A 26,092-nucleotide genomic window follows, 5' to 3' on the forward strand; every position below is an offset into this window, starting at 1 on the left:
GCTTCCGCGCTCTCATCAGGTGATTCCTCACGCATTTCTGCAGGATTTGCTCAACCGCGTCGATATCGTCGACGTGGTGGGCCGCTACGTCCAGTTGAAGAAGGGCGGCGCGAACTTCATGGGCCTGTGCCCGTTTCATAACGAGAAAAGCCCGTCGTTCACCGTGAGTCCGACGAAGCAGTTTTATCACTGCTTTGGCTGCGGCGCGCACGGCACGGCCATCGGCTTTCTCATGGAGCACACGGGGCTCACGTTCCCCGAAGCCGTGAAGGATCTGGCGCAAGGCGCGGGTTTGACGGTGCCGCAGGAGCCGTCGAATTCGTTCCGCGGCGGCGGTTATGGCAGCGAAAGCGCGCCGAGCAAGGCGGTGAGCGTCGCGCTGACGGAAGTCATGCAGACGGCCTGCGATTTCTACAGGAAGCAGTTGCGCGCGGCGCCGAACGCCATCGCGTATCTGAAAAAGCGCGGATTGACCGGGGAGGTGGCGGCGCGCTTCGGCCTGGGCTACGCGCCGGACGGCTGGCAGAACCTGGAAGCCGCGTTCCCCGACTACCGCAACGACAATCTCGTCGAAGCGGGCCTCGTCATCGTCAGCGAGAAGACTGACGCGCAAGGCCAGCCGCGCCGCTACGACCGCTTTCGCGAACGCGTGATGTTCCCCATCCGCAACGTGAAGGGCAACGTTATCGGCTTCGGCGGGCGCGTGCTGGATGGCGGCGAGCCCAAGTATTTGAATTCGCCGGAAACGCCGCTATTTAGCAAAGGCAGCGAGCTGTACGGCCTCTTCGAAGCGCGCCTCGCCATTCGCGAATTGGGCTACGCGCTCGTCGTCGAAGGGTATATGGATGTCGTCGCGCTCGCCCAACTCGGCTTTGCGAACGCGGTCGCCACGTTGGGGACGGCGTGCACGCCCATCCACGTGCAAAAGCTCTTCCGGCAGACCGACACCGTGGTGTTCAGCTTCGACGGCGATTCGGCCGGCCGACGCGCCGCGCGCCGCGCGCTCGAAGCGGCGCTGCCGCACGCGGCGGACAATCGGACCATCAAGTTCCTCTTCCTGCCGAAGGAGCACGATCCGGACAGCTACGTGCGCGAATTCGGCACGGACGGCTTCGGCGAACAGGTCGATCGCGCTATGCCGTTGTCGCAATTCCTCTTGAACGAGGTGCTGAACGACAAGGAACTGGAGCAGCCGGAGGGCCGCGCGAAGGCGCTCTTCGACGCAAAGCCGCTCCTGCAAGCCCTTCCGGCGAACGCGTTGCGGGTGCAGATCCTGCATATGCTGGCAGACCGGCTCGCGACGCCGTTCACGGAAATTGCGGCGCTTTGCGACATCGACTCACGCGCCGCGGCCGTCGCCCGCGCGTCGGTGCCGAAGAGCGAGCGGCGTCGCGTGACGGGCCAGGAGCAGCGGGCGCTGCGCAATCTGGTGATGTATCCGGGCATCGCGGCATCGCTCGATGAAGAGAGCGAACGCACACTCGTGACCATGACCGAGCACGGTGAATTGTTTAGCGAAGTGCTCGGCCATGTGCGCGAGTTGGGCGGCGCGGCGGAATTTCAGATGTTGTCGGACGTTTTGAGAAATGCAGCAAATGCACCGACCTACGAGGATATCTTCCAGGAAATTCTCGCCTATGATGAAAACGTGCGGGATTTGCTGTTACGCGACCCGTCCGACGAAGACGCTGCGCAGCGCGTCGACGAGCAAAAGCGGCTGTTGACGGAAGAACTGCTTGCAACGGTCGTCAAGCTGCGCCACGACAGTTACCGTGCGCGGCTCGATCAACTGGCGCGGCAGGCAAGCCTCTCGGCGGAGGAGGTGGCGGAGTTCTCGGATCTGTCGGCGAAAGTCGCGCAGATCAAGGCGGGACGGGGCGCAAGCCCGGATCGCGGGAGGTGAACTGCTATAATAAAAAGTTGAAATTCGTTGCTTTTTTTCAACGATTTGTACGATTGCGCTGGCTGTCGACTTTGGTGGCGGCGAGACGTGCGAAACGTTTCAGAGAAGTTACGAGAGTTGCAAGGGCGCTGACTGAATCGGCAATCGAAGCCCGATGAAGCGGCGAAAGTGCCGCGAAAGCGAGGCTCGACACATACAAGAGGCGGATAAGCACGCCGACGAACAGACGGGCGCAAGGGTAGCGGCTGCTATTGCGAGTAGGAGCGATTCACGTTCGGGCGCGTTGCTCGAACCGCGATAGCGCCCCGGGCAGGGCACGCAGCCACGCAGTGAGGCACGTGCGCATTGGGTATTCACGGTTCCATCGGTTGCCGTCCGGCAGCCGCGAGTCGAGACTAGAGCCTGTATGGCGAACTCCATGACGAAAAAGCTGAACGATGTACCCGTCGAAGACGACGCAACGCAAAACGCAGAGCCTGCCGCCGCACCTGCGGCGAAGGTCGAGAAGGCCAAGGCACGCGACCGCCGCGCCAAGGAGAAGGCGCTGCTGAAAGACGCGTTCGCGTCGAGCGCGCCCGGCACCGTCGAAGAGCTGGAGGAGCGCCGCTCGAAACTGCGCGCGCTCATCAAGCTCGGCAAAGAGCGCGGGTTCCTCACGTACGCCGAAATCAACGATCACCTTCCGGACAATTTCACGGAAACCGAGGCGATCGAAGGCATCATCAGCACGTTCAACGACATGGGCGTGGCGGTGTACGAACAGGCGCCCGACGCCGAGACGCTGCTTCTGAACGACAACGCGCCGAACGCCTCCGCCGACGATGAAGTCGAGGAAGAAGCCGAAGTCGCGCTGTCCACGGTCGACTCCGAATTCGGCCGCACGACCGATCCCGTGCGCATGTACATGCGCGAAATGGGCACGGTCGAGCTGCTGACGCGCGAAGGCGAAATCGAGATCGCGAAGCGCATCGAGGACGGCCTCAAGCACATGGTCATGGCGATCTCCGCGTGCCCGACGACCATCGCGGACATTCTCGCGATGGCCGAACGCGTGCAGAACGAGGAAACGCGCGTCGACGAACTCGTCGATGGTCTCATCGACCCGAACGCGGAAGACACCGACGGCTTCTCCGAACAGGAAGCCGAGGCGATCGAATCCGAGGACGAGGAAGCCGACGAGGAAAGCGACGAAGAAGAGGACGACGATGACGGCGCCGCGCAAGCGAGCGCAAACGCCGCTCAACTCGAGGCGCTGAAGCGCCAGTCGCTCGAGAAGTTCTCGCTCATCAGCGAGTGGTTCGACAAGATGCGTCGCGCCTACGAGAAGGAAGGCTACAAGTCGAAGGCGTACCTGAAGGCGCAGGAAGCCATTCAGACGGAGCTCATGTCGATCCGCTTCACGGCCCGCACCGTCGAGCGCCTGTGCGACACGCTGCGCGCTCAGGTCGACGAAGTGCGTCAGGTCGAGCGGCAGATCCTGCATACGGTCGTCGACAAGTGCGGCATGCCACGGGCCGAGTTCATCGCCCGTTTCCCGGGCAATGAGACGGACCTCGACTGGGCCGACAAGGTCGTCGCGGAAGGGCACGGTTACAGCGCCGTGCTCGAGCGCAACATTCCCGCGATCCGCGAGCAGCAGCAGCGGCTGCTGGACTTGCAGGCGCGCGTCGTGTTGCCGCTCAAGGACCTGAAAGAAACGAATCGCCAGATGGCGGCGGGCGAATTGAAGGCGCGTCAGGCGAAGCGCGAAATGACGGAGGCGAATTTGCGTCTCGTGATTTCGATTGCGAAGAAATACACGAACCGCGGATTGCAATTTCTCGATCTGATTCAGGAAGGCAATATCGGCCTGATGAAGGCGGTGGACAAATTCGAATATCGTCGCGGCTATAAGTTTTCGACTTACGCGACGTGGTGGATTCGCCAGGCTATTACGCGGTCGATTGCGGACCAGGCGCGCACCATTCGTATTCCGGTTCACATGATCGAGACGATCAACAAAATGAACCGTATCTCACGGCAGATTTTGCAGGAAACCGGTCTGGAGCCCGACCCGGCTACGCTTGCCGAGAAGATGGAAATGCCCGAGGACAAAATCCGCAAAATCATGAAGATCGCGAAGGAGCCGATCTCCATGGAAACGCCGATCGGCGACGACGACGACTCGCATCTCGGCGATTTCATCGAAGATACGAACACGGTGGCGCCGTCGGATGCCGCGTTGCATGCGAGCATGCGCGATGTCGTGAAGGATGTGCTCGACTCGCTGACACCGCGCGAGGCGAAGGTGCTGCGGATGCGCTTCGGCATCGAAATGAGCACGGATCACACGCTCGAAGAGGTAGGCAAGCAGTTCGATGTGACCCGTGAGCGCATTCGCCAGATCGAGGCAAAGGCATTGCGCAAGCTGCGCCACCCGAGCCGGTCGGACAAGCTGAAGTCGTTCCTCGAGGGCAATTGATGCGCGTCTCGGGCTTGTATTGAGAGACGTTGTAAGGCAAACTCGCAAACCTTCGAGAGTCGCCTTTGGCATCCTTCTGACGCATCAGAAAGCGCCGCACGGCGCTTTCTTTTTGCCCTCCGTTTTTGCCCGGGCCGGAAGCTTAACTGGTATAAGCTGTCGACTCATAATCGACCGATAGTGGGTTCGAGTCCCACCCGGCCCACCAGTAGTTACTTCAAAATATCATAGGGTTAGCGGGGGTTTGGTCGCTGACGGTTGCCTTCAGGGACACTTCGGGGACGCTGGTGAGTTGCGGTGTCCACTCGGGCCTTCAACCGTCGCCTTGTCCAGTTAACCTTTGCGGCGCGCCGCCGACCATCTTACCTTCAGTCCATCAGCCTCTTCTGCGTGGACGCCCCGTTCCCCAGAAGACAAGCCCAGCCGAAAATCGAGTATTAGCCGGCACGAGCGGGCGGGCATTGCGTGTAGCGTAGAAAGACCGAGGGCGGTTCAGTGAATACGCGGCTTTCACAAGACGGTTCTTATAGGACCGAACTTGCGGATAGAAATCCACGTGGACGTCCGTCGCGTACATCGTCGGTGGTGGACAGCTAGTCTGACGCCGTGCGGGCTACCGCGGGCGTCCAGACGGCTCGAACAGTAGCACGTCCAATCCCGCTGCCGACCCTGACGGAATCGGAGAATAAGCTGAGGGCGGCGCCCGTCGCAGCCTCTACGGACAATCACCGCCGGGACGCATTCCAGCGTCGTTATCGCACGTTTTCATGACGAGAAGTTCTCGCGCGCATCCACGTTACTGCTGCGCCAATGCCAATCCAGATTATCCCGCCAGTAATGCCCTTCATACCACTTGCGACGAGCAGCAGCACCGTCATCGCAAAAGCCGATGGCAAAATGCTTTGCGGCAAAGGTGTCTCAAATGCTGGGGAAGCACTGTCCCTTCGACGCAGTTGCAGGAGCACAAGCAACGGCGGTATGAAATGCAGGACGTACAGAAACCCACTGACCGCCGTTGCACTTGCCGGCGAGCCGAACATCGCCATCACGATCAGCAGGCTTCCGCTCAACAGGACCGCAAGAAGTGGAGTGCCGGTTCTTGGTTGCAACCTCGCAAGGCATTGCTACGGATCGGAATGTCGTTGTTGTTGGGTTGATCATCGTGCATAAATGCTTGCTACCCGCACAACTCCGCAAGGTAGGATTGGTTAAGTAGTCGTAAAACGAGACAAGCGACGCCCACCAAGCAGGGAAACAGGAATGAATTTGAAGCGCCTCTACGCGAGCGTGCAGATAGTGTGTGTCGGACGGGGCTCCGCGACGCGCGAAGCCAACGATGCGCTGCAAGCGACCATCGGCGAGAACGTCGGTCGTATCCGGTCGATCGCCGCGCAGCACGTTGCCGACGTCGAGGGCGCGGTGATGCGCAGCGTGCAGACCGGGCGAGATCGCGGCAGTCTGACGGATAAGCTGCAGGAGCGGTACGCGCCGACCCGCTCGCGTGCCGCTTTCATCGCGCGCGACATAATTGCAAGGCGATGGAGACGGTCGTGCGCGTGCGTCAGGAGGGCTTGGGCATCACCGAGGCGATCTGGATGCACAGCCACGGCGGCAAGCATCCGCGACCGTCGCACGTGGCCGCCGACGGCAAGCGTTACACGATCAGCGAGGGCATGTATCTCGACGGCGTGTGGGCGTGGCAGAGACGCGAGCCGAAGTGCCGGTGCGTGAGCCGGTCCGTGATTCCGGGGCTGGACGCGGCATCACCCTGAGCGGCGACCGATACCAACTTGGTTCTGAGGAAGGGCCGCCCGGGCCGCTGCATGGATCCAGTTGCTCATGGAGCCGGTATCTTCGCAGCCAGCGCCGCCGCCTCCTCGGCACAGTCGCGTGTCGGCGTATTACCCTTGGCCCGCTGCGACTGGATTTCGCTCTTGGCTGCTTTCATGTCTGCCATGAACTCGTCGCTGCCATGTAGTCGGGCTACGGTGGCGGCACCCATCAGACGGCCTGCTGCAATATCGCTCATCCAATGCACATTACAAATGGCGCGGCTTTCACCATAACTCAGTCCGCGCGCCAACAGCGCATCTGATTGGGACGGCGACAGTTCACTGAGCATCAGCCCCCAGGCCCAGCCGATTGCGGCATGGCCGGAAGGATACGAGCCGTCCTGTCGAAGCGAAGCCTCTTCGCTCGGCGTGCAGGTCGGTTGATCCGCGATGACGAATGGACGCGGCCGGTTATAAGTGTTCTTAGCCCGATAAGTCGAAAGGCCGACGTCCGTTAGACTGCGACGCAGCAACTGATAAAGGAAGGGCGTTTCCACGTCGTTGATGCGTGTGCCGAGGGCACAGGAGAATGATTCGGCCGCCGAGGGAAAGGACAGTTGCGCGTCCTCTGTCGCCAGTCGGATTCGCTTTGAATCGCGAACCTCCTGGCTGGCATCGTCAAAAGCGCGATCCGCCTTTGCTGCCGCCGAGCCTTTTGCCGGTGGAGGGGGCAAGAGGCTCAGGCTATCGGGCAGTTCGCTGGTGGCGAGGTAGCCGGTTAGGTAGCCTGGCCGTAGTTCCTTGACTGCAGCAGGGCGGGGCGGCTGAGCCCAAACGGCCGAAGTGGATGCGAGCAAAGCGCCATAGAGTAGCGCGGCGACAGTCGTGTTTCTACAGGTTTTCATTTCGTACACGTTCAATGTGTTGGCGCAGATAAGAAGCGTGATCAACGGCTGTGGGATGCCTGTCGTCGACATCGCGTCATGGGACACCGGCAAAATCTGACTTCGCTCCGCTCAATTATCGCGCGTGTGCTCATTCTAAGATTGCCGCGCGTTGGCATGAACCCCTCCAACTGAGTGGGTGAATGAAACGGCGAATCTGTTATCGTTGAGCCTTCAGTTCTGCAGAAATGCTGGTGAGCGTCGGGTGTCACAGTTAGCTGTTCGAACGGTTTGAAAACGAGTTTGGGGGAAAGTCGCTAATCAGTGATATCTTCAAATAGCTGGGCGCCATGTGAATAGCGCGATTGCCAGAATGCGCTCTCGCGGGGCTGAAGGTCATTGAGTCGAGCTGGATCACTTGCTGTTGATGTACGGAGAGTAGCTTCCGGAAGGGCAAGGCACTCCTCTAAGTAGCCTCTCGAACGCTTTGGCTAGTTTGTCCTTGATTTCTCTCACCGTGGACTAGTCACGCGGAGGGGAAGACTTCCATGTCCTGACCGATAGCAGAACCACTCAAGCTCCAAACGGAGAAACAAACCAACGCGGTTAACGCGCGCCGGCATTTAATTCTAAGAGGATCAAGCGCCGCGCGGCGCATGATTGTCAGTGGTGGGTCGATCAACGCGACGTTACTTGATTCATCCGTCTTTGTAGTCGGCTGTAAGTTAGTCCAGCGGGCCATTATGCATCGATATTTCGGATCGCTAATGATCGGTGTGGAGCTGACTGTCGTGTGCTGGCTGCATAGTATCGGCTCCTTCGCCGCGACGTTGGTGGCTCATCGGAAAGGGCGGCCCGTCGGACGTGCGCGCTGGTTCGTGCATTTGCAACGGAGCTCGAGGACAAGCGTAGCGGTCCGGGAACCGTATGGCGGCGGCACGTGGGAGCAAAAAGGAAGCGAACGTTGCGCACCGACACGCAGGTGAGGGTCCGAGGGCGATTCCGTCCAAACAGTGAAAACCGTGATTGAAATGCGCTAGCATGCCTCTGATTCCTTTTCCAAACGTCCCGCCTGAGGCGGGTGTGCCGGACCTCAATCGTTCACCGCTGGCGGCGAGCGTGCTCACTGACGTGACGCAGGCGCTGCAGGGGCTCAATTACTTCGGCTTACAGGGCCAGCGACGCGCCGCAATCGATCGTGTGCGACGATGAGGGAAACGCGCTGGTGACGCCGGACGCAGTCGTCGACATCGGCTTTCGCGGCGAGCAGCGCGTCGCGTCCTTTCCCGTCAGGCAGCGCGCGTTTGATTCCTATGACAGGTGGCGCAGCTGGAGAACTGACGCTGCGGCTCGCGTGCGGCGGCCGAAACATGAACCGCGACGCATTTCTGACGGCGCTTGAGTCGCTGCTCGGGTCGCTCGCGCGCGTCAACGTCAGGACGCCCGACGGGACGTATCGTGACCATAGCCAACGCGCGCAACAAGCTCAATGACGCAATGGAATCGCAGCGCCTGCAGATCACGGCAGCCGAACACGATGTTGAGCAGGCGCAGACATCGTTTCGGGCTTGGGCGACCACGCGGCAAGTGACGCAAAGCGCCGGGAACGATCCCGAGGTGGCGAAGCGGGTTCGACAGATCGACGCGCTTATTGCGCATCAGCGCGAAGTTCAGCGCGCGGCCGAAGAACTGACTCAGCAGGACCTTCGACTCAGCGCGCTGGAGAAGGAAGATCAGGAAAGGCTTGGAAAGCTTCAGGATGATGCAAATAGTCGATACGACGTCGCACTGCGCGAGCAGGCTCTACGCGTGTTCGGCTGGCGGCTCGCGGTAACTTTACCGCTGCTGCTAATTGCGGGCTGGCTTTTGATTCGCCGTCGTCATTCGGCATATTGGCCGTTTGTCTATGGATTCGGGGTCTTTGCGGCGTTCACCTTCTTTGTCGAGCTCGTGCCGTATTTGCCTGGCTATGGCGGCTACGTCCGCTATGGAGTGGGTATTGTGGGTACGCTGATCGGTGGACAGTACCTCATCCGCGCACTTACGCGCTATCGCGAACAGCAACGAATCGCCGAAGCGCAGAGCGAAGATCAGCGGCGCGCGTCGCTGAGTTATGACATGGTCATGGCCAGACTCGCGAAAAACGTGTGCCCTGGTTGCGAACGCGCTCTGCCTGCGGACAGTTTGAACGAGAATTTCTGTCAGCACTGCGGGATGTGTTTGTTCAATAAGTGCGGTCCCTGCAATTCCCGCAAGAATGCGTTTGTCCGCTTTTGTCAGTCGTGCGGTAGTCCAGCGGCGTTAGGCTCGTTCCAGCCCGACGCGCCTGCTGCCGGGCGATCGAGCGCCTAAGTGTTCCGCTGTACCGTCCGATCCTGGGGTATTTGTCGAACGGGCGGAGCCGAAGCATCAGGCAGTGGCTGCGTGGCAAGCCATACTCGCGGCACATTCCGCCTACTTCATGCCAGCCTTGTTAGTACTTAGGAAGCCGATGGTTTGTCGTTTGGCAGAAACGCTTTTTTCATTGGCTTCCCTCTCTGCAACGGACCTTACACCGTCACCGTAATAGACGCGGGGAGCAGGTCAGCATCAATCAAAGCTCGGTTTTAACGGGTCTAGCGCGCGATCAAGCGACGTTATGTCCGCCTCCCCGCCAATCAGAAACGAGCGTTCGACATATGCCGTCGCTTCGATGAAAAGCGCACTATGGTCGAAAAAAGCGCCTATAACTGAACGCAGCGCAGCGAACCCGTTGCTGTCATCAAGGAGGCGTTATGGACCAATTGAACTCTCAGAAGGCGAGCCTGGAAGCGAACGCGTCGACGACGGACGCAGCCTGCGGATTCAATGAGGCAACGAACCAAGACTATGCGGACTGGAAGCGATTGCGCCTTGTCATCGAGCACGAGAATACCCTGGTCAATCATCGCCTCACCTGGCTGTTGACGTCGCAAACCGTCGCGTTTGCCGCAATCGCGGTCATTTTCAAAGAGTGGCTGCCCGATCGCAAGGACGGCGGCACGTACGACTTGCTGCTTGCTCTGATGATTCTGGTCTGCCTCCTTGGCTTCGGAACCGCGCTACTCGTCTCGCGCGGTCTCTTGCATGCACAGACGCACATCGCCCGGCTGGACCGATGGTGGTACTCCCCGGACCGTGCGAACATGTCCATGGATTTCCCCAGAACACGAAACGAACGGCTCGAGGAACGACGGGCAAGAATGGAGTTGGCGCAGGAGAAGCTTGGTTCGCATCCGCCGCTTCAGCATCAAACCGACTTACGATCTGATGACCTGCTGAGTCCATCTAACCTCCCCGCGTGCTTCATGTATATGTGGCCGGTGATCGGGGCGATCCTCGTTTTCGTTCGTCTTGCGATATAGGTGATGCCGTAAGCGGCTGCATCATAAGTGACGATCGACTGTTGGGCCGAGCTGTCGCATCGAGCGATGCGTGTGAGATTGGCAAAGGCGTCGTTGAGCGTGAACAACATTTTCGTGGGTGAAGGCCGGTCCGACGAGATGCGCGACGTTCCGACTCGCAGCGAAATTCGCACGACGAACACCAGCGGCACGCTGCGCTGCTGCTAACAACACCAACAGGGCTGGCCATCGAACCATGGCCGCCGCCGCCAGACGTTGCTGATCACATCAAAACGCGTGACGCAACGCGACACGTGCAACGAACTGATTCAATGCCGATGACACCCCTGCAATCGGCTTGCTCGGGCTCCGTAAAGAGAACATGGCGATAGACTTCCGGCTTATACAGTGCAAGGTACTGGCCGCCGGGACACAACGTACTTCTTCCGCTCCAGTACGCCTCGCTGAATGGAATCTGGACGTTCGAACGATCGACCTGCGAGGTAGCCGTCGTGCTGTAAAGGTAAGTCTTGTGGCGAGACCACACCAACACTCGCCATTCACACTGCTCTTTGAACGACCCGGCGAGACCGGGCATAGTTTCAGCAGACGTCTTCACGCATCACAGACGCGGCGACCACCACATCGCTCAAACCCCATCCCACGAATCCTCAAGCTCAAGCCCAGAAATCACCGCGGATGGTTCTGCACGAAAGTCCGAAAAGACGCATAGGCCGGCTTCTGCGTATGTCCATCACCTTGCATCATTCCATACGCGCCTTCCGCATCGTCGTAAAGCTCATACGCCTGAATAGACTGAATGTTGTATTTGGACGCCACGCTCACATATTGGGACATCATGTCGTTGCCGGTGAGATACGAAGCGATCTGAAAGAGCGATCCCAAGCTCGGCCGCACGCCGAATTCGTTGATCCAGATCGGTTTGCCCATTTCATGCAGAACCGCCAGCACGTCATGGCATCCCGTGCCACCGCATGCGTTGGTGATGTCGCCTTCGTTGGAATACCAGTGCCATGCCGTGATGTCCCAGCTAACGGCCGGATGGCCCCACGTGCCGTCAGGTTGTGAACCGTCGGCAAGCATCTGATAGAACGCATAGTGCAGCCACGTGCCGCCCAGCACGATCTTTCCCTCGGTGTCTTCGGATTTGACGCCCGCGATCAGGCCGCGAATGATGCCTCGGGCGATCTGATACTTTCGGCTGTCGTAGTGTTGCCAGACGACGCCGTCGACATTCCCGTTCAGCGTCGCAGCCTCCAGTTCATTGCCGACCTCGTAATACTTGTAGTGGTATGCACTGGCCGTCTGCTTTCCGAGCGTATAGCCCGCGTTATACGCGTCCTGCTCGTTGCTGTATCCGAGGCCCAGCAGCATCACGGGATACACGGTGACGCCACCCGCAGCCATTATTTGTGCAATGCCGGCGAGCTTGTTCGCAGAGGCCTGGTTATAGACCTCGTTTCGGTAGATGGTGGCGCCCAGGTCGTGCAGTTGAGAAAGCTGCGTTTGAGGACTGGAGATGTCGTACGCACCGCCGCTGTTGTTATGGCCGTTCATGCCATAGAAGATCGAACTGCTTGTATTTGCGCTTTTGGCCGTCGCAGCGAGCGTGCTGCTCTTGCCCGTCGCTGCGTCAACGGCACTGCCGTTGTCCCCGCCGCAAGCTGCAAGCAGCAAGCTCGTCGTGACCGCGCCGACAATCGCAATATGCTTAAGCGACATGAAAGGGCGAGTAATGGAAGGGCAAGGGCGAGTCGATTTCTTCATGATTATTAGTCGTACTAAATGGCGTGCCGTATTGAGTGCGATGAGATGGTGCATCCATCGTGATGGACGGCTCGGACGGAAAACGCGAGCGGACCCGCGCGGATAAGCGAACGCGGCGCCGAATCAACCCGCGAGCGGATCAAACGGATGCTTCGGAACGCGCTGCCGACTCATGAACAGCAGTCGAAGACGTTGATGTATGCGCGACTATGGCGCATTCTCGGCGAAGGCTCGCCGAAACGTATCAAGAACAAGGCTTGATCACGCTCTGTCCAGACTGAACTGCAACAGTAGATTGCAGTCAGAATTACTCGTTCGATGCGAAGCAATGCCGTAAGTAGGCAAGCGTTGCCGGTGACTGAGACAGCGGCGAAAGGTTACTTGGTTCTCGGTTCGATGTAAACCTCAGCCGCAACAAAATGGCTGTCGCGAATGACGAGTAAAGTGAAGTAGTTGGCGAACCTAAACAAATATCAATCGCACGTGAAAACGGCGCACGCATTGAGGGAAAAGCGTTTCAGGCAGTCAGCGATCCATTCGCATGACTAAGCAAGGTAAAAGATACGAGGAATGCCTGCCGCGTGAGAAAAATTGCATACGAACGACCGATGCCGATATCTCGCTCTGCCTCGGAACATGTTAGCCTCTCGTTTTTTTGTCACTGCGGCGGGGCACCGGCCGCTGCGGAATTTAACGCACATCGCCCATATGACGTACAGAAGTCCGCAAGTCGCCGAGTTGATGGCGCAAAGAGAGTCGCTGGAGAAGGAGCTGGCCGAAGCACGGCGCAAAGAAGAGCGCCTTGCGCTGATCGAGATCGTGGAGAAGATGCGTCAATACGGCATCACGTTGAACGAACTGATGGGACGTAAGACCGGCACGCAGTCGGCTGTGCCTGACGTGGCGATCAAGTATCGCGACCCGGCAAGCGGCGCGACGTGGAGCGGGCGCGGTCGTGCGCCGCAATGGCTTGCGGGCAAGGACCGCGACGCCTTCCTGGTCGAGCGATCCGCGAACCTGTCGCCGCGACAGGCTTCGCAGGCGTCGCTCTTTGCGGACGAAGACTGAGCGCGCAGGTCGTTGACGGCTGCGCGTAAGCCGATCTGCGTGCTTCAACGCGGTATCACTGCGCCAGTACGACCTGCGCGATCAAGCCTGTCGCAGCAGCGACGAGCACATAGTCCGCGCCGACGCCGACCCACTGATAGCCGCGCGGCGGCTGACGCAGGCCGTGGCCGCGCCAGTCGTCGACCACATATTGGTGATCGCGATATTCGCTCGACAGGCGATCGCCTTTGTGCCAGTCAGGATGACCGCGATCACGGCCGGCCTGCTCAGGCGGACGCGGCTCGTCGTGGCCATGCATCATCGGCGCGTGATGGCCGTCCGGGCCGTGATCGCGATCCGGACCGTGCGACGGCTGCGCGAAGCTTGCGCCCGCCGAGAGACCCAGTGTGGCCGACAACAGCGCAACCAAGATTCCTTTCTTCATGAAACGCTTCTCCTCGTAGAGTGATGATCGATCGCTTGCAGGGATCGTCGTCCCTTGGCGCGAACAGGCGGTCACTCTACGTGGTGAGGCGGCGGGATGCCGTGAGAATGTGTAAGCAACGCTTACTTCGCGTTACTCAGCGGAGCGCCAAGCGCCGCAATGCCGTATCCGCCCATACATAACGCTGAATGAGAACAATAAAAATGTTTTGCTATCGGCGCACGTAATTCTGGCCCACCATGAAACGATTTAATAAAGCATGGAGAGGGACATGGATAGCAAAGCAGAAGTGGAGCGCTACGAGTTGTTGATTGGCGGTGAATCCGTCGCGCCGAGCGGCGGCGAATATTCGACGAACCTCGATCCGGCAACTGAAAACACGATTGCTTATGTCGCGCAGGGCACGTCGGCCGATGTGGATCGCGCGGTGCAGGCCGCGCGCGCCGCGTTGAAACCCTGGAATGCAATTCGCGCCGCCGAGCGGGGCCGCATTCTCATGCGGCTCGCGGACCTGCTGCGCGAGAATCAGGAAGAACTGGCGGCGCTGGAAAGCCTCGACGCCGGCAAGCCCGTTGCCGGCGTCCAGCGTCAGGACGTGCCCGCGGCCATCGATACACTCGCGTATTACGCCGGCTGGTGCGACAAGATCAACGGTCAGGTCGTGCCCGCGCGTCCCGACGCCCTCACGTACACGGTGCGCGAGCCGGTCGGCGTGGTCGGCGCCATTGTCCCGTGGAATTTCCCGCTGATGATTGGCATGTGGAAAATCGCGCCCGCGCTGGCGTGCGGCTGCACCTTGATCGTCAAGCCCGCCGAAATCACGCCGCTTTCCGCGCTGATGGTCGGCCGGCTCGCGCTCGAGGCGGGCGTTCCGCCGGGCGTGCTGAATATCGTGACGGGCAAGGGCTCGGTGGTCGGGGATTCCATGGTCGCGCATCCGGGCATCGACAAGATCACGTTCACGGGTTCGCCTTCGGTCGGGCGCGGCATTCTGCAGGGCGCGGCGGGCAACTTTAAGCGTGTGACGCTGGAATTGGGCGGGAAATCGGCCAACGTCATCTTCGCCGATGCAAACATCGACAGCGCCGTGCGCGCCGCGGCATCGGGCATCTTCTTCAACGCGGGACAGGTGTGCTCGGCGGGGTCGCGCGTGCTCGCGCAGCGCGCGGTCTATGACGAAGTAGTCGAACGCCTTTCGCTGCGCGCGCAAACGATCAAACTCGGCGATCCATCGGCACGCGAGACGAACATGGGCCCGCTCATCTCCGCGAAGCAGATGAAGACCGTGCTCGATTATGTGGATATCGGCAAGGGCGAGGGTGCGTCGCTGGTGACAGGCGGACGGCGCGCGGGCGAGCGCGGCTACTTCGTCGAGCCGACCGTGTTCGCGAACGTCCAGCACGAGATGCGCATCTCGCAGGAAGAAATCTTCGGGCCGGTGGCGAGCGTCATTCCTTTCGACGATGAAGCCGACGCACTGCGCATCGCCAACGGCACCGCTTACAGTCTCGCGGCGGGCGTCTGGAGCGCGGATATCGGCCGGGTGCATCGCATGGCGGCCGAACTGAAGGCGGGTACCGTCTGGGTCAATACTTACGGCTATACGGACGTGCGGCTGCCGTGGGGCGGTTCCGGCGATTCGGGCTTTGGTCGCGAGCACGGCGACGTGGCCATCGAAAACTTCACGGAGCCGAAGGCGGTATGGGTGTCGTTGACGCCTTGAGCGACCAGGATCGCCGCGCCGGGCGCGGTGGTTTGCGAGCAGGAATGCGCAAAGGGCGGCCGAAGCCGCCCTCAAAGAGAAAACTGAATCGACTCAAACGCGAGCCTGCGCGCTTTCCTTGTCGCGAGAGCGCCAGAGCCGAGCGCGCTGCGTGCTGTCCTCATACTGAACGGTGTTCTGCCGGCAAGCCTCGATGGTCATGTTCTTGCGCTCGACAATGGCCTGGCAAAGAAACTCGGCGCTATATGCTTTGAGCAGATGCGGACACTGCGTTCCGATGTATTGCGCGATTTTCCCGTAGTCGCTGTCCGCCGATGCCAGCGAGCGATACGTGTCCGCGTCCCAGCGGAACATCAGATCGAGTTCTTCGAAAGCGGTATTGAATGCGCAGACTTGCACCAGAACTTCGCGGTCGTCGCTTTGCATGGCTTGGCTCATGATCGTCTCCTCAGTGGCCGCAGGGCATAGAGCGAGAATAGGCAAAGCCATTCATACACGACAGTCAAAGTTTCTTCGCTTACTCATTCCCTAAAGGTTATGGGTCGGCTTTCCCGTCTTGGCGACGATATGCGTTATCGCCTCGATCTGGGCCGCGCCTTCTTCGATCAGGAAATGCTTGAACGCCAGCGCCACTGGCGGCAGACGCTTGTTATTGCGGTGCACGACAAACCAGTTGAGCATGACCGGAAAGCCTTCGATGTCGAGCACTGCCAGCTTGCCGACCTGCAACTCCATGCTAATGGTATGCGCCGATAGAAAACTCAGTCCCATTCCCGCGATCACCGCCTGTTTGATGGTCTCGGTGCTCGTAATCTCCATCGCGACGTTCAGGTTGGTCAGTCTGCCCGCGAAGCCTTCTTCCATGGAATTCCACGTGTCCGAGCCGCGTTCGCGAACGATGAACGGCTCATCGGCGAGTGCTTCCAGCGGAATATCGCTTTGCCCGACGAGCGGATGATCCGGTGGCGCGACGATCACATAAGGATGCGGCGCAAACGATACGTTGACGGTATCCATATCGCGCGGCGGCCGCACCATCACGGCCAGATCCGTCAGATTGTCGGACAGTTGATGCAGCAATTCCTCGCGGTTATGAACAGCGAGATTGAGCCGCACATCGGTATTACGTTTGGTGAATTCGGCCAGAAGCCGGGGAAAGAAGTAATCGCCCGCGCTAATCACGGCGACGTTGAGCGTGCCTCCGGAAATACCCTTGAGACGCGCCATTGCGTCGTCGGCTTCGCGGAATTGCTCCAATATCGCCCTGCTGTAATGGAGCATTTCGTTGCCGGCCGGAGTGAGATAGATTTTCTTGCCGAGCTGTTCGAAGAGAGGCAAACCGGCGTGTTCCTCCAGCTGCTTGACCTGCGTGGAGACGGCCGGCTGCGTGAGATAGAGCTCTTCCGCCGCACGCGAAAAACTGAGCCGCCGCGCGACCGTTTCGAAGATTTTGAGTTGGCGCAGGGTGGCGTTCCTTAGCACGGCAAGCTCTCATCCATTCACGATAGCTAACTTATACAATAATTTTTTTTAACTTTCCTTAATCATTTTTGTACCGCACGATGCTTTCACGTGCCCCGCAGTTGTAAGCCGCTTTATAGCTGACGCTTGCTAGGCGCACGGCATCGCCGCAGTACACCAAGCCCGAAAGGGCTGCATCGCCCATCCGGACTTATTGGGAATCGCTCGAAATGATTCTTCGATCGCCTGACGCGGATGTTGCCCACATGTGCGAACCCATCGCCCTCCGGGACACGCGACGCCACGCCCGCGCCGCCTGGCCCGAGCATCTTCCCTGACCGACCGCATCGCCCGCCGGCTTTTCGCCGGTGATCTCGCTGTACATCAAGCGCCGCACGAGCGCAGAGACAGATATCGGAGACAGACATGGCAAGCGCAGACACGATGGTGTCCGGGCAGTCGCACGGGCGTCATCACAACCGGTGGATCCAACTGGCGATCGGCATCGTATGCATGGGCCTCGTCGCCAATCTTCAATACGCCTGGACCCTTTTCGTTGTTCCGATGGATGCCAAGCACCATTGGGGTCAAGCGGCGATTCAGACGGCATTCACCATCTTCATCGTCACCGAAACATGGCTCGTGCCGGTCGAAGGCTGGCTCGTCGACAAATTCGGACCGCGCCCGGTCGTGATCGGCGGATCGGTTTGCGCGGCCATCGGCTGGGTCATCGATGCGCACGCGACGAGTCTCGTCCACCTCTACATCGCGGCGGTGATTGCCGGCATCGGCGCGGGCTGTGTGTACGGCACGTGCGTCGGCACGGCGCTCAAGTGGTTCCCGGACAAGCGCGGACTCGCGGCGGGCCTGACGGCGGCGGGCTTCGGCGCGGGCGCGGCCGTCACGGTCATCCCGATCTCGAACATGATCCAGTCGTCCGGCTACGAGCACGCGTTCATGTTCTTCGGCATCTTCCAGGGCGTGTGCATTTTCCTGCTCGCGCTGATGCTGGTGCGGCCGAAGCCGCCGGTGAACGTCGCGCCGGCCAGGCGGATCGTGTCCACGAAAATCGACTACACGACCGGCCAGATGGTGCGCTCGCCGCTTTTCTGGGTGCTGTACCTCATGTTCGTGTTCGTGGCGGCGGGCGGCGTGATCGCCACGGCGCAGTTCGGGCCGATAGCGAAGGAATACGGCTTCGCGAAGATGCCGGTGAACCTGTTCGGCATCACGCTGCCGCTGCTGGCGATGACGCTTTCCATCGACAACCTGTGCAACGGCTTCACGCGTCCGCTGTGCGGTTTCATTTCCGACCGGATCGGCCGCGAGAACACGATGTTCATCATCTTTCTAGGCGAAGGCGTGGCGCTGCTCGGGCTCATGCAGTTCGGCCATCATCCGTATCTCTTCATGCTGTTCGCCGCAATGACCTTCCTGTGCTGGGGCGAAATCTTCTCGATCTTCCCGGCGACCTGCGCGGACACGTTCGGCAGCAAGTACGCCGCCGCCAACGCGGGTACGCTGTACACCGCGAAGGGCACGGCGTCGATGCTGGTGCCGCTCGCGTCGGTGCTCGCGTCCATCGGTTCATGGAACGCGGTGTTCATCACGGCCGCGACGACGTCGATTGCCGCGGGCCTGTGCGCCAAGTTCGTGCTCGCGCCCATGAGAAAGCGCTGGATCGAGAACACCGTTGCAGCGACCTCGGGCGATTCATCGGTCAACGCGTCCTTTCAGGCCGGCTGGCCCGAAGCGCCGGGCAAGACGTCGGTCCAATAAGGAAAGCAGCGCATGCGCGTACGTACGGCCGCTCCCGCGCATGGGCCTTCGGTATCGCTGCATCAGTTGCGGCTCTTCGTGACGCTCGCGCGATATCGCAGCTTCACTCGCGCGGGCGACGAATTCGGCATCACGCAATCGGCGGTCAGCCGCAGCATTCGAGAGCTCGAAGAAGAAATCGCGCTACGGCTCTTCGACCGGACCACGCGGCAGGTCACGCTGACTGATACGGGGCGCAAGCTGCTCGCGCGTATCGCGCCGCTCGTCGAGGAACTGGAAGCGACGCTGCGGCCTTCTCCGGACAATTTCACCGGACGAGGCGTCGTTCACATAGCGAGCAGTTGCGGTCTGACGGCGAGCGTCTTGCCGGCGCTGCTCGCGTCCTGCAAGGAGCGGCTGCCGGATGTGACGGTTGCGGTCATCGACCGCCCGCAGAATGCCGTGCTTCAGCTCGTGCGGTCGGGCGAGGCGGAAATCGGCATCGTGATCGCGCCGGACACCTTGGACGAACTGGCCGCCGAACCGCTTTTCGCCGATGCTTTCGCGGCCGTCGTCGGCGCGTCGCATCCGCTGGCGCAGGCGTCGCGTCTGGACTGGCATCAGTTGCGCGCCACGCCGCTCCTTCTCCTCGACGACGATACGGGCAGCCTTGCCTCCGTCGAGGCCGCGCTCGCCCGCCACGCGGTAGCGGGCGCCGTGCGCCAGCGGCTGACGCAACCGGCAGCCGTGGCGCGCATGGCCGAGGCGGGTCTCGGCGTCGGCGTGCTGCCCATGCACACGCGGCTCGTTTGCAACAGCGCACGCACGCGCTTCATTCCCCTCACGCCCGAAATTGCTCGCACAGTCATGATCGTGCGTCGCCGAGGCCGCGCTTTGCGCGAGAGCGCGGCGAACGTCTGGTCGCACATCATCGCTTCGACGCATACTCTGAATACGTTGCAGGCCGTCGAGGCCTGACCTCTCACGAATCGGAAGGCGCCGCCGCATACGGGTTTTCGCTCGTCTGCCGTCGCACGAATCGCCTTGTTCTGGCGGAACGTGGAATGTAGTATCTTGTATATCAGAAGCTGCAAGCCTACGACTCTAGGAGACAACCATGAAGATCTGCGTGTACGGCGCCGGCGCCATCGGCGGTTACATGGGCGCGCAACTCGCGCGCGCTGGAGCGGACGTCAGCTTCGTCGCGCGTGGGCCGCACCTCGCGGCGATGCAGGCGAACGGCGTGCGGCTACGGATCGACGGGGCAGAGCACACCGTCAAGGTACGTTGCACGAACAATCCCGCCGAACTCGGGCCGCAGGACTACGTGATCATCGCGCTGAAGGCGCATTCGGTGCCGGGCGTGGTCGATCTGATGCCGCCGCTGCTCGGACCCGACACGGCGATCGTGACTGCGGTCAACGGCTTGCCTTACTGGTATTTCTATCAGCACGGCGGCGCGCTCGCCGGCACGACACTGCAAAGCATCGATCCGGGCGGCAGGCAGTGGAGCGTGTTCGGACCGGAGCGGGCTATCGGCTGCGTGCTGCTGCCCGCTGCGGAGATTGCGGAGCCGGGCGTGATCGAGCATCACTATGGCAAGAAGTTTCCCATCGGCGAGCCCAGCGGGGAGACCACGCCACGCCTTCAGGCGCTGCACGACATCATGGCCGCCGCCGACATGGAAGCGCCGATGCGCGACAACATCCGCGACGAAATCTGGCTGAAGCTCTGGGGCAACCTCTGCTTCAACCCGATCAGCGCGCTCACGCACGCTACGCTCGATGTCCTCACGAGCGATCCTGGCACCCGCGCGCTGTCGAAGGCGATGATGCTGGAGGCGAAGGCGATCGGCGACAAGCTCGGCGTCAACTTCCGGGTGGACGTCGAGCGGCGCATCAACGGCGCGGGCGCGGTGGGCGCGCACAAAACGTCGATGCTCATGGACTGCGAAGCGGGCCGGCCGATGGAAATCGATCCGCTCATCACGGTCGTGCAGGAAATCGGGCGCCTGGTTAATGTCGAGACGCCGATGATCGATGCCGTCCTTGCATTGATCAAGCTGCGCGAAGCCGTCAATCAGGGAACCGCCCGGGCCCAGCCGACGCCGCAGACGCAAAAAGCAGCCTAAACTGCATCCAACGGCACCCGCGTTGTTTCTGATATACAAGATGCAAAATATGTTGCGTCCTGCTGCGTTGCACCATATACTGAAGGCTCTTGAGTGATTTGACCGGAGCCTGAAATGAGCATCGCCTTGTTGGTTGTCGTTGGAATCGCGCTGGTTGCCGTGGGTGTGGGCGTTACGTTTATGATTGCGTCGGCGGTGCCGCAGGACATGCTGCAACGCGCACAGGAACACGGTCGGTTTGCCGGACTCGCGGCGGACGACCAGAATGGCGGTTCGGGCAAGCGCGTCGTCGCGGACCGTCCGCAAATGGGAAACCAAGCCATCAATGCCATCTGATACTCAATCCGTAGACAGGCCGGAAGTTCGCCCGAGCGGGCTGGCGCTGTCGCTCGAGCCGATTAACGCCACGGTCTCGCTGCGCGATCAGGCGTACGCCAAACTGCGGCAGGCCATCGCGGAGGCGGACATCTACCGTTCGCGGGAAGAAATCCGTCTGGACGAAAAAGAGCTGACCGAAGCGCTGGGCGTTTCGCGAACGCCTATCCGGGAGGCCATGACGCTGCTGGAGCAGGAAGGCTTTCTGCGCACGGTGCCGCGTCGCGGGGTGTATATCCTGCGCAAGACCAAGCGCGAGATCGTCGAGATGATCCACATGTGGGCGGCGCTCGAAAGCATGGCGGCGCGCCTTGCCACGCAGCGCGCGACGGACGAGGAAATCGCGCAGCTTCGTCACATGTTCGACAATTTCCGCGACAGCACGCCGGCCGAGCATATCGACGAGTACTCGGAAGCGAATATCGCGTTCCATCAGGCGATCGTGCGGCTGTCGAAGTCGCAAATCATCTTCGACACGATCAAGAACATCTTCGTGCACGTGCGCGCCATCCGGAAGATGACGATCTCGCAGAGCGACCGCGCGTCGCGCTCGATCGTCGATCACATGCGCATCATCGAGGCGTTGGAGAAGCGGGACACCGAGCTCGTCGAGCGGCTCGTGAGGCAGCACTCGCTGGATCTGGCGGCGTTCGTCGAGGCAAACTGCGATTTCCTGGATTGAGCTTCGAGCAGCGCGAATAGTCACAAGCAAAAGGCCGCACGGTAATCGCCGTGCGGCCTTTTTTTGCGCCCGCAGAACCCGCTAGCGCATCGCCCGCAGCATCGTTTCGCCGAGCGCCGCGGGCGAATCCGCGACATGGATGCCCGCCGATCTCATCGCGTCGATCTTCGCGCTCGCCGTGCCCGAGCCGCCCGAGACAATCGCGCCCGCGTGCCCCATGCGGCGTCCCGGCGGCGCGCTCGTACCGGCGATGAAGCCGACCACCGGCTTTTTCGTTTTCGCGTCCTTCAGGAACTGCGCCGCTTCTTCCTCCGCCGATCCGCCGATCTCGCCGATCATGATGATGCCTTCAGTCGCGTCGTCGGCGAGGAAAAGCGAGAGGCAGTCGATGAAATTGGTCCCGTTCACCGGATCGCCGCCGATGCCGATGCACGTCGTCTGGCCGAGCCCGGCCGCCGTCGTCTGCGCGACGGCTTCATACGTCAGCGTACCCGAGCGCGACACCACGCCGATCTTCCCCGGCTGATGAATATGCCCCGGCATGATGCCGATCTTGCACGCGCCCGGCGTAATGACGCCCGGACAGTTCGGCCCGACGAGCCGGCTCGGCGAACCCGCCAGTGCGCGCTTCACGCGCACCATGTCGAGCACCGGGATTCCTTCGGTGATGCAGACGATCAGCGGCACTTCGGCATCGATGGCTTCGAGGATCGCATCGGCGGCGAAGGGTGGCGGCACGTAGATCACGGAAGCGTCCGCGCCGGTTTTGGCGACCGCGTCGGCGACGGTGTCGAAGACCGGCAGATCGAGATGCGTCGTGCCGCCCTTGCCGGGCGTGACGCCGCCGACCATTCGCGTGCCGTATGCAATCGCCTGTTCCGAGTGAAAGGTGCCTTGCGCGCCGGTGAAGCCCTGGCAGATCACCTTCGTGTGCTTGTCGATCAAGACGCTCATGGGGCTTCCTCTCAATGGTGGACGGCGCTGACGATCTTGTCGGCGGCATCGGCGAGATTGTCGGCGGAAATGATGGTGAGTCCGGACGCGCGCAGAATGTCGCGTCCTGCATCGACGTTGGTGCCGGCCAGACGCACCACGAGCGGCACGCGCAGATCGACTTCGCGCGCCGCCGCGACGACGCCTTCTGCGATCACGTCGCAGCGCATGATGCCGCCGAATATGTTGACCAGAATGCCTTGCACCTTCGGATCGCGCAGGATCAGCTTGAAGGCGGTCGCCACCCGTTCCTGCGTCGCGCCGCCGCCCACGTCGAGGAAGTTCGCCGGCTCGCCGCCGTAGAGCTTGATGATGTCCATGGTGGCCATCGCGAGGCCCGCGCCGTTCACCATGCAGCCGATGCTGCCGTCCAGCTTCACGTAGTTGAGGCCGTGCTTCGCGGCTTCGATTTCGGCGGGATCTTCTTCGTCTTCGTCGCGCAGGGCTTCCACGTCCGGACGACGGTACAGCGCGTTGTCGTCGAAATTGAGCTTCGCGTCGAGCGCCATGACGTCGCCGGAGCCGGTCACGACGAGCGGATTCACTTCGACCACGGACGCATCGAGCTCGACGAACGCCTGATACAGCGCGGCGATGAACTCCGCCGCCGCTTTCACCTGATTGCCGGTGAGCCCAAGCCCGAACCCGATCTTCCGAGTGTGAAAGGGCTGCAGGCCGGTCGCCGGATCGATCGCGACCTTGAGAATCTTCTCGGGCGTGCGATGCGCGACTTCCTCGATCTCCATGCCGCCTTCCGTCGACGCCATGATCGTGATGCGCGACGTCGCCCGGTCGACGAGCATCCCGAGATACAGCTCGCGTGCGATATCGCAGCCTTCCTCGATATAAAGACGCTTCACCTCCTTGCCGGCCGGTCCGGTCTGCTTCGTGACGAGCACCGACGACAGCATCTTCTGAGCGTTCTCGCGCACGTCTTCCACCGACTTCACCACGCGCACGCCGCCTTTGGCCTCCGGATCGTTGGCGAAGCGGCCCGCGCCGCGCCCGCCCGCATGAATCTGCGACTTCACGACCCACACCGGGCCGCCGAGCGCGCTGGCCGCATCCGCGGCTTCCTGCGCCGTGAAAGCGACGCGGCCATGCGGCACCGCGACGCCGTACTTTCGCAGTAGCGCCTTCGCTTGATATTCGTGGATGTTCATTCCGTCTCCTGTTGCGACCAGGCGTGCGGCCGGAGCCGGCCGGTGCAGTCGCTTGTCAGCACGTCTCATGGGATGGCGCAGACTGAAGACGCCGCTGCGCGTATTAGATATATCACATATCAAGGTGTGCGCGGAATCGTTACTTGATGCTTCAGTGCAGCATATCGAGCCGCTTTAATCCCGTCGCAACAGGCGACGGAGCGATGATGCGCCGCGTCACAGGGTTTGTTCCAATCAGATGTTCGTTGACTAATACTGTGTGTGGAATATTGTATATCACAGCAACCGGACGAACAGCGCGACGTTCGGCGAGAGAGAAATCACCCATTCGAGGAGGAGACAACACATGTCCGAAGTCGTCAGCAGCCGTCCGGAAGTCGCTCCAGCCACCACCACCGCCGATGACACGCTCAAGCAAAAGACGCGCGGCGCGGGCGTCGTTTCGGGCGGCCATCTCGTCGCGCGAGCGCTCAAGAACGAAGGCGTCGATACCATCTTCACGCTGTGCGGCGGTCATATCATCGATATCTACGACGGCTGCGTCGATGAAGGCATCCGGATCATCGACGTGCGCCACGAACAGGTCGCCGCCCACGCCGCCGACGGCTACGCGCGTCAAACCGGCAAGCTCGGCTGCGTGGTGACGACCGCCGGCCCCGGCTGCACGAACGCGGTCACGGGCGTCGCCACGGCGTTTCGCTCGGAAAGCCCGATCATCCATATCGGCGGGCAGGGCGCACTCACGCAGCACAAGATGGGCTCGCTGCAAGACCTTCCGCACGTCGACATGATGTCGCCCATCACCAAGTTCGCGGCGACCGTGCCGAGCACGGAGCGCGTCGCCGACATCGTGTCGATGGCCGCCCGCGAAGCCTTCAACGGCGCGCCCGGCCCGGCGTATCTGGAAATCCCGCGCGACGTGCTCGACCGTGAAATCGACGTGAGCAAGGCCGTGATTCCGCAACCCGGGCGCTATCGTGCATCGACAAAATCGGTCGGTGATCCGAAGGACATCGAAAAGCTCGCCGATCTGCTTGTGAACTCCGAGCGCCCGGCGATCCTGTACGGCCAGCAAGTGTGGACGGCGCGCGGCCATGAAGAAGCGATCGCGCTGCTGCGCGGCCTCGATATTCCCGGCTACTTCAACGGCGCGAGCCGCGGCCTCTTGCCGCCGGGCGATCCGCATCACTTCGACCGCACGCGCTCGCAGGCTTTCGCGAAGGCGGACCTGATCGTGATCGTCGGCACGCCGTTCGATTTCCGGATGGGTTACGGCAAGCGCATCAGCAAGGAACTGAAGCTGGTGCAGATCGACATGGATTACCGTACGGTCGGCAAGAATCGCGATATCGACCTCGGTCTTGTCGGCGATCCGGGCGCGATTCTCGGCGCGGTGCTGCAAGCCGCGAGCGGCCGGTTGAAGAACGACAAGCGCCAGTCGCGCCAGGCCTGGATGCGCGAACTCGCGGCGGCGGAAGAAACCGCGACCGCCAAGCTCATGCCGCTCTTCACGTCCGATGCCAGCCCGATTCATCCGTATCGCGTAGCCCACGAGATCAATCAGTTCCTGTCCGACGACACCATTTATATCGGCGATGGCGGCGACGTCGTCACGATCTCGGCGCAAGCCGTGCGTCCGCGCCGCCCCGGCCAGTGGATGGACCCCGGCGCGCTCGGCTCGCTCGGCGTCGGCACGGGATTCGCCATCGCGGCGGGCCTCGCCAATCCGGAGAAGGAAGTGCTCTGCTACTACGGCGACGGCGCGTTCTCCATGACCTCGTTCGACATGGAAACGGCCAACCGCTTCGGCGTGCCGTATATCGCGGTGATCGGCAACAACTCGGCGATGAACCAGATTCGCTACGGCCAGCTCGCGAAATACGGCGAAGAGCGCGGCAACGTCGGCAATCTGCTCTCGGACGTGCCGTATGGCCGCTTCGCTGAGATGCTCGGCGGCTACGGCGAGGAAGTCTACGAGGCGTCGAAAATCGCGGGCGCGTTGCAGCGCGCGCGCGAGTCCATCGCGAAAACCGGCAAGAGCGCGGTCATCAATATTTGGGTCGATCCTACGGTGTACGCGCCTGGCACGATGGCCCAGACGATGTACAAATAAAGAACGCGATCGAAGACACAGGGAGACAGCC

General features: G+C 61.2%; 21 protein-coding genes and 1 tRNA gene. 14 read left to right on the forward strand and 8 right to left on the reverse strand.

Going from position 1 to position 26,092, the window contains the following annotated elements:
- Window positions 1-19 precede the first annotated feature (19 nt).
- The 3 genes from dnaG to P9239_RS04935 all read left to right on the forward strand — a co-directional run bounded on the left by dnaG (window position 20) and on the right by P9239_RS04935 (window position 4,572).
- A complete protein-coding gene (gene dnaG, locus P9239_RS04925; RefSeq protein WP_309749356.1) occupies window positions 20-1,903 on the forward strand; it encodes a DNA primase in 1,884 nt (627 codons plus the stop codon).
- Between the two features lie 418 nt (window positions 1,904-2,321).
- The gene (gene rpoD / locus P9239_RS04930; RefSeq protein ID WP_309749357.1) at window positions 2,322-4,364 is read left to right on the forward strand and encodes an RNA polymerase sigma factor RpoD; all 2,043 of its coding nucleotides are present in this window, start codon (window positions 2,322-2,324) and stop codon (window positions 4,362-4,364) included.
- Between the two features lie 131 nt (window positions 4,365-4,495).
- Window positions 4,496-4,572, forward strand: a tRNA-Ile gene (locus P9239_RS04935).
- Window positions 4,573-5,116: 544 nt separating this feature from the next.
- On the opposite strand, the gene P9239_RS04940 is transcribed toward P9239_RS04935, so the two are convergent.
- Window positions 5,117-5,434 (reverse strand): hypothetical protein, encoded by a 318-nt coding sequence (locus P9239_RS04940; RefSeq protein ID WP_309749358.1) that lies wholly within the window; start codon window positions 5,432-5,434, stop codon window positions 5,117-5,119.
- A gap of 468 nt (window positions 5,435-5,902) precedes the next feature.
- Between P9239_RS04940 and P9239_RS04945 the strand changes: the two genes are divergently transcribed.
- Complete coding sequence (locus tag P9239_RS04945) at window positions 5,903-6,136, forward strand: hypothetical protein (protein ID WP_309749359.1); 234 nt, start codon at window positions 5,903-5,905, stop codon at window positions 6,134-6,136.
- A 65-nt stretch (window positions 6,137-6,201) separates the two neighbouring features.
- Here P9239_RS04945 and P9239_RS04950 read toward each other — a convergent pair whose 3' ends face one another.
- Window positions 6,202-7,113, reverse strand: a complete 912-nt coding sequence (locus P9239_RS04950) for a phosphatase PAP2 family protein (protein ID WP_309749360.1) — start codon at window positions 7,111-7,113, stop codon at window positions 6,202-6,204.
- A gap of 1,365 nt (window positions 7,114-8,478) precedes the next feature.
- On the opposite strand from P9239_RS04950, the gene P9239_RS04955 reads away from it, so the two are divergent.
- Entirely contained in the window at window positions 8,479-9,372 is an 894-nt protein-coding gene (locus P9239_RS04955) for a zinc ribbon domain-containing protein (RefSeq protein ID WP_309749361.1), read from the forward strand.
- A 422-nt stretch (window positions 9,373-9,794) separates the two neighbouring features.
- Window positions 9,795-10,403: a hypothetical protein gene (locus P9239_RS04960; RefSeq protein ID WP_309749362.1), complete on the forward strand. Its 609-nt coding sequence runs from the start codon at window positions 9,795-9,797 to the stop codon at window positions 10,401-10,403.
- Window positions 10,404-11,072: 669 nt separating this feature from the next.
- On the opposite strand, the gene P9239_RS04965 is transcribed toward P9239_RS04960, so the two are convergent.
- A complete protein-coding gene (locus P9239_RS04965; RefSeq protein WP_309749628.1) occupies window positions 11,073-12,125 on the reverse strand; it encodes a lipopolysaccharide biosynthesis protein in 1,053 nt (350 codons plus the stop codon).
- Window positions 12,126-12,878: 753 nt separating this feature from the next.
- On the opposite strand from P9239_RS04965, the gene P9239_RS04970 reads away from it, so the two are divergent.
- Window positions 12,879-13,238, forward strand: a complete 360-nt coding sequence (locus P9239_RS04970; protein WP_309749363.1) for an H-NS histone family protein — start codon at window positions 12,879-12,881, stop codon at window positions 13,236-13,238.
- 55 nt (window positions 13,239-13,293) lie between these two features.
- Here the strand turns inward: P9239_RS04970 and P9239_RS04975 are convergent, their stop codons facing one another.
- The gene (locus tag P9239_RS04975; protein ID WP_309749364.1) at window positions 13,294-13,662 is read right to left on the reverse strand and encodes an RcnB family protein; all 369 of its coding nucleotides are present in this window, start codon (window positions 13,660-13,662) and stop codon (window positions 13,294-13,296) included.
- A gap of 271 nt (window positions 13,663-13,933) precedes the next feature.
- Here P9239_RS04975 and P9239_RS04980 point away from each other — a divergent pair, with 271 nt between their 5' ends.
- A complete protein-coding gene (locus P9239_RS04980; RefSeq protein ID WP_309749365.1) occupies window positions 13,934-15,385 on the forward strand; it encodes an aldehyde dehydrogenase family protein in 1,452 nt (483 codons plus the stop codon).
- A 93-nt stretch (window positions 15,386-15,478) separates the two neighbouring features.
- Here P9239_RS04980 and P9239_RS04985 read toward each other — a convergent pair whose 3' ends face one another.
- Window positions 15,479-15,823 (reverse strand): hypothetical protein, encoded by a 345-nt coding sequence (locus P9239_RS04985; protein WP_309749366.1) that lies wholly within the window; start codon window positions 15,821-15,823, stop codon window positions 15,479-15,481.
- A gap of 90 nt (window positions 15,824-15,913) precedes the next feature.
- Complete coding sequence (locus P9239_RS04990) at window positions 15,914-16,867, reverse strand: LysR substrate-binding domain-containing protein (RefSeq protein WP_309749367.1); 954 nt, start codon at window positions 16,865-16,867, stop codon at window positions 15,914-15,916.
- A 405-nt stretch (window positions 16,868-17,272) separates the two neighbouring features.
- Between P9239_RS04990 and oxlT the strand changes: the two genes are divergently transcribed.
- The 5 genes from oxlT (at window position 17,273) to P9239_RS05015 (ending at window position 21,792) form a co-directional block, all read left to right on the forward strand.
- On the forward strand, window positions 17,273-18,625 hold the full coding sequence (gene oxlT / locus P9239_RS04995) for an oxalate/formate MFS antiporter (protein ID WP_309749368.1): 1,353 nt from the start codon (window positions 17,273-17,275) through the stop codon (window positions 18,623-18,625).
- Between the two features lie 12 nt (window positions 18,626-18,637).
- The gene (locus tag P9239_RS05000; RefSeq protein ID WP_309749369.1) at window positions 18,638-19,582 is read left to right on the forward strand and encodes a LysR family transcriptional regulator; all 945 of its coding nucleotides are present in this window, start codon (window positions 18,638-18,640) and stop codon (window positions 19,580-19,582) included.
- A 139-nt stretch (window positions 19,583-19,721) separates the two neighbouring features.
- Window positions 19,722-20,735 carry a 2-dehydropantoate 2-reductase gene (locus tag P9239_RS05005; protein WP_309749370.1) on the forward strand — a complete coding sequence of 338 codons (1,014 nt, stop codon included), beginning with the start codon at window positions 19,722-19,724 and terminating at the stop codon, window positions 20,733-20,735.
- 114 nt (window positions 20,736-20,849) lie between these two features.
- Window positions 20,850-21,071: a hypothetical protein gene (locus tag P9239_RS05010; RefSeq protein WP_244849861.1), complete on the forward strand. Its 222-nt coding sequence runs from the start codon at window positions 20,850-20,852 to the stop codon at window positions 21,069-21,071.
- Window positions 21,061-21,792, forward strand: coding sequence for a GntR family transcriptional regulator (locus P9239_RS05015; RefSeq protein WP_309749371.1), 732 nt, complete (start codon window positions 21,061-21,063; stop codon window positions 21,790-21,792). Before P9239_RS05010 ends, P9239_RS05015 begins: the two co-directional genes overlap by 11 nt.
- A gap of 81 nt (window positions 21,793-21,873) precedes the next feature.
- Here P9239_RS05015 and sucD read toward each other — a convergent pair whose 3' ends face one another.
- Both sucD and sucC read right to left on the reverse strand, forming a co-directional pair.
- Window positions 21,874-22,746: a succinate--CoA ligase subunit alpha gene (sucD, locus tag P9239_RS05020; protein WP_309749372.1), complete on the reverse strand. Its 873-nt coding sequence runs from the start codon at window positions 22,744-22,746 to the stop codon at window positions 21,874-21,876.
- An 11-nt stretch (window positions 22,747-22,757) separates the two neighbouring features.
- The gene (gene sucC / locus P9239_RS05025) at window positions 22,758-23,948 is read right to left on the reverse strand and encodes an ADP-forming succinate--CoA ligase subunit beta (protein WP_309749373.1); all 1,191 of its coding nucleotides are present in this window, start codon (window positions 23,946-23,948) and stop codon (window positions 22,758-22,760) included.
- Between the two features lie 346 nt (window positions 23,949-24,294).
- On the opposite strand from sucC, the gene P9239_RS05030 reads away from it, so the two are divergent.
- Window positions 24,295-26,061 carry a thiamine pyrophosphate-binding protein gene (locus P9239_RS05030; protein WP_309749374.1) on the forward strand — a complete coding sequence of 589 codons (1,767 nt, stop codon included), beginning with the start codon at window positions 24,295-24,297 and terminating at the stop codon, window positions 26,059-26,061.
- Window positions 26,062-26,092: the final 31 nt, after the last annotated feature.

Source organism: Caballeronia sp. LZ062 (assembly GCF_031450785.1).
GTDB lineage: Bacteria > Pseudomonadota > Gammaproteobacteria > Burkholderiales > Burkholderiaceae > Caballeronia.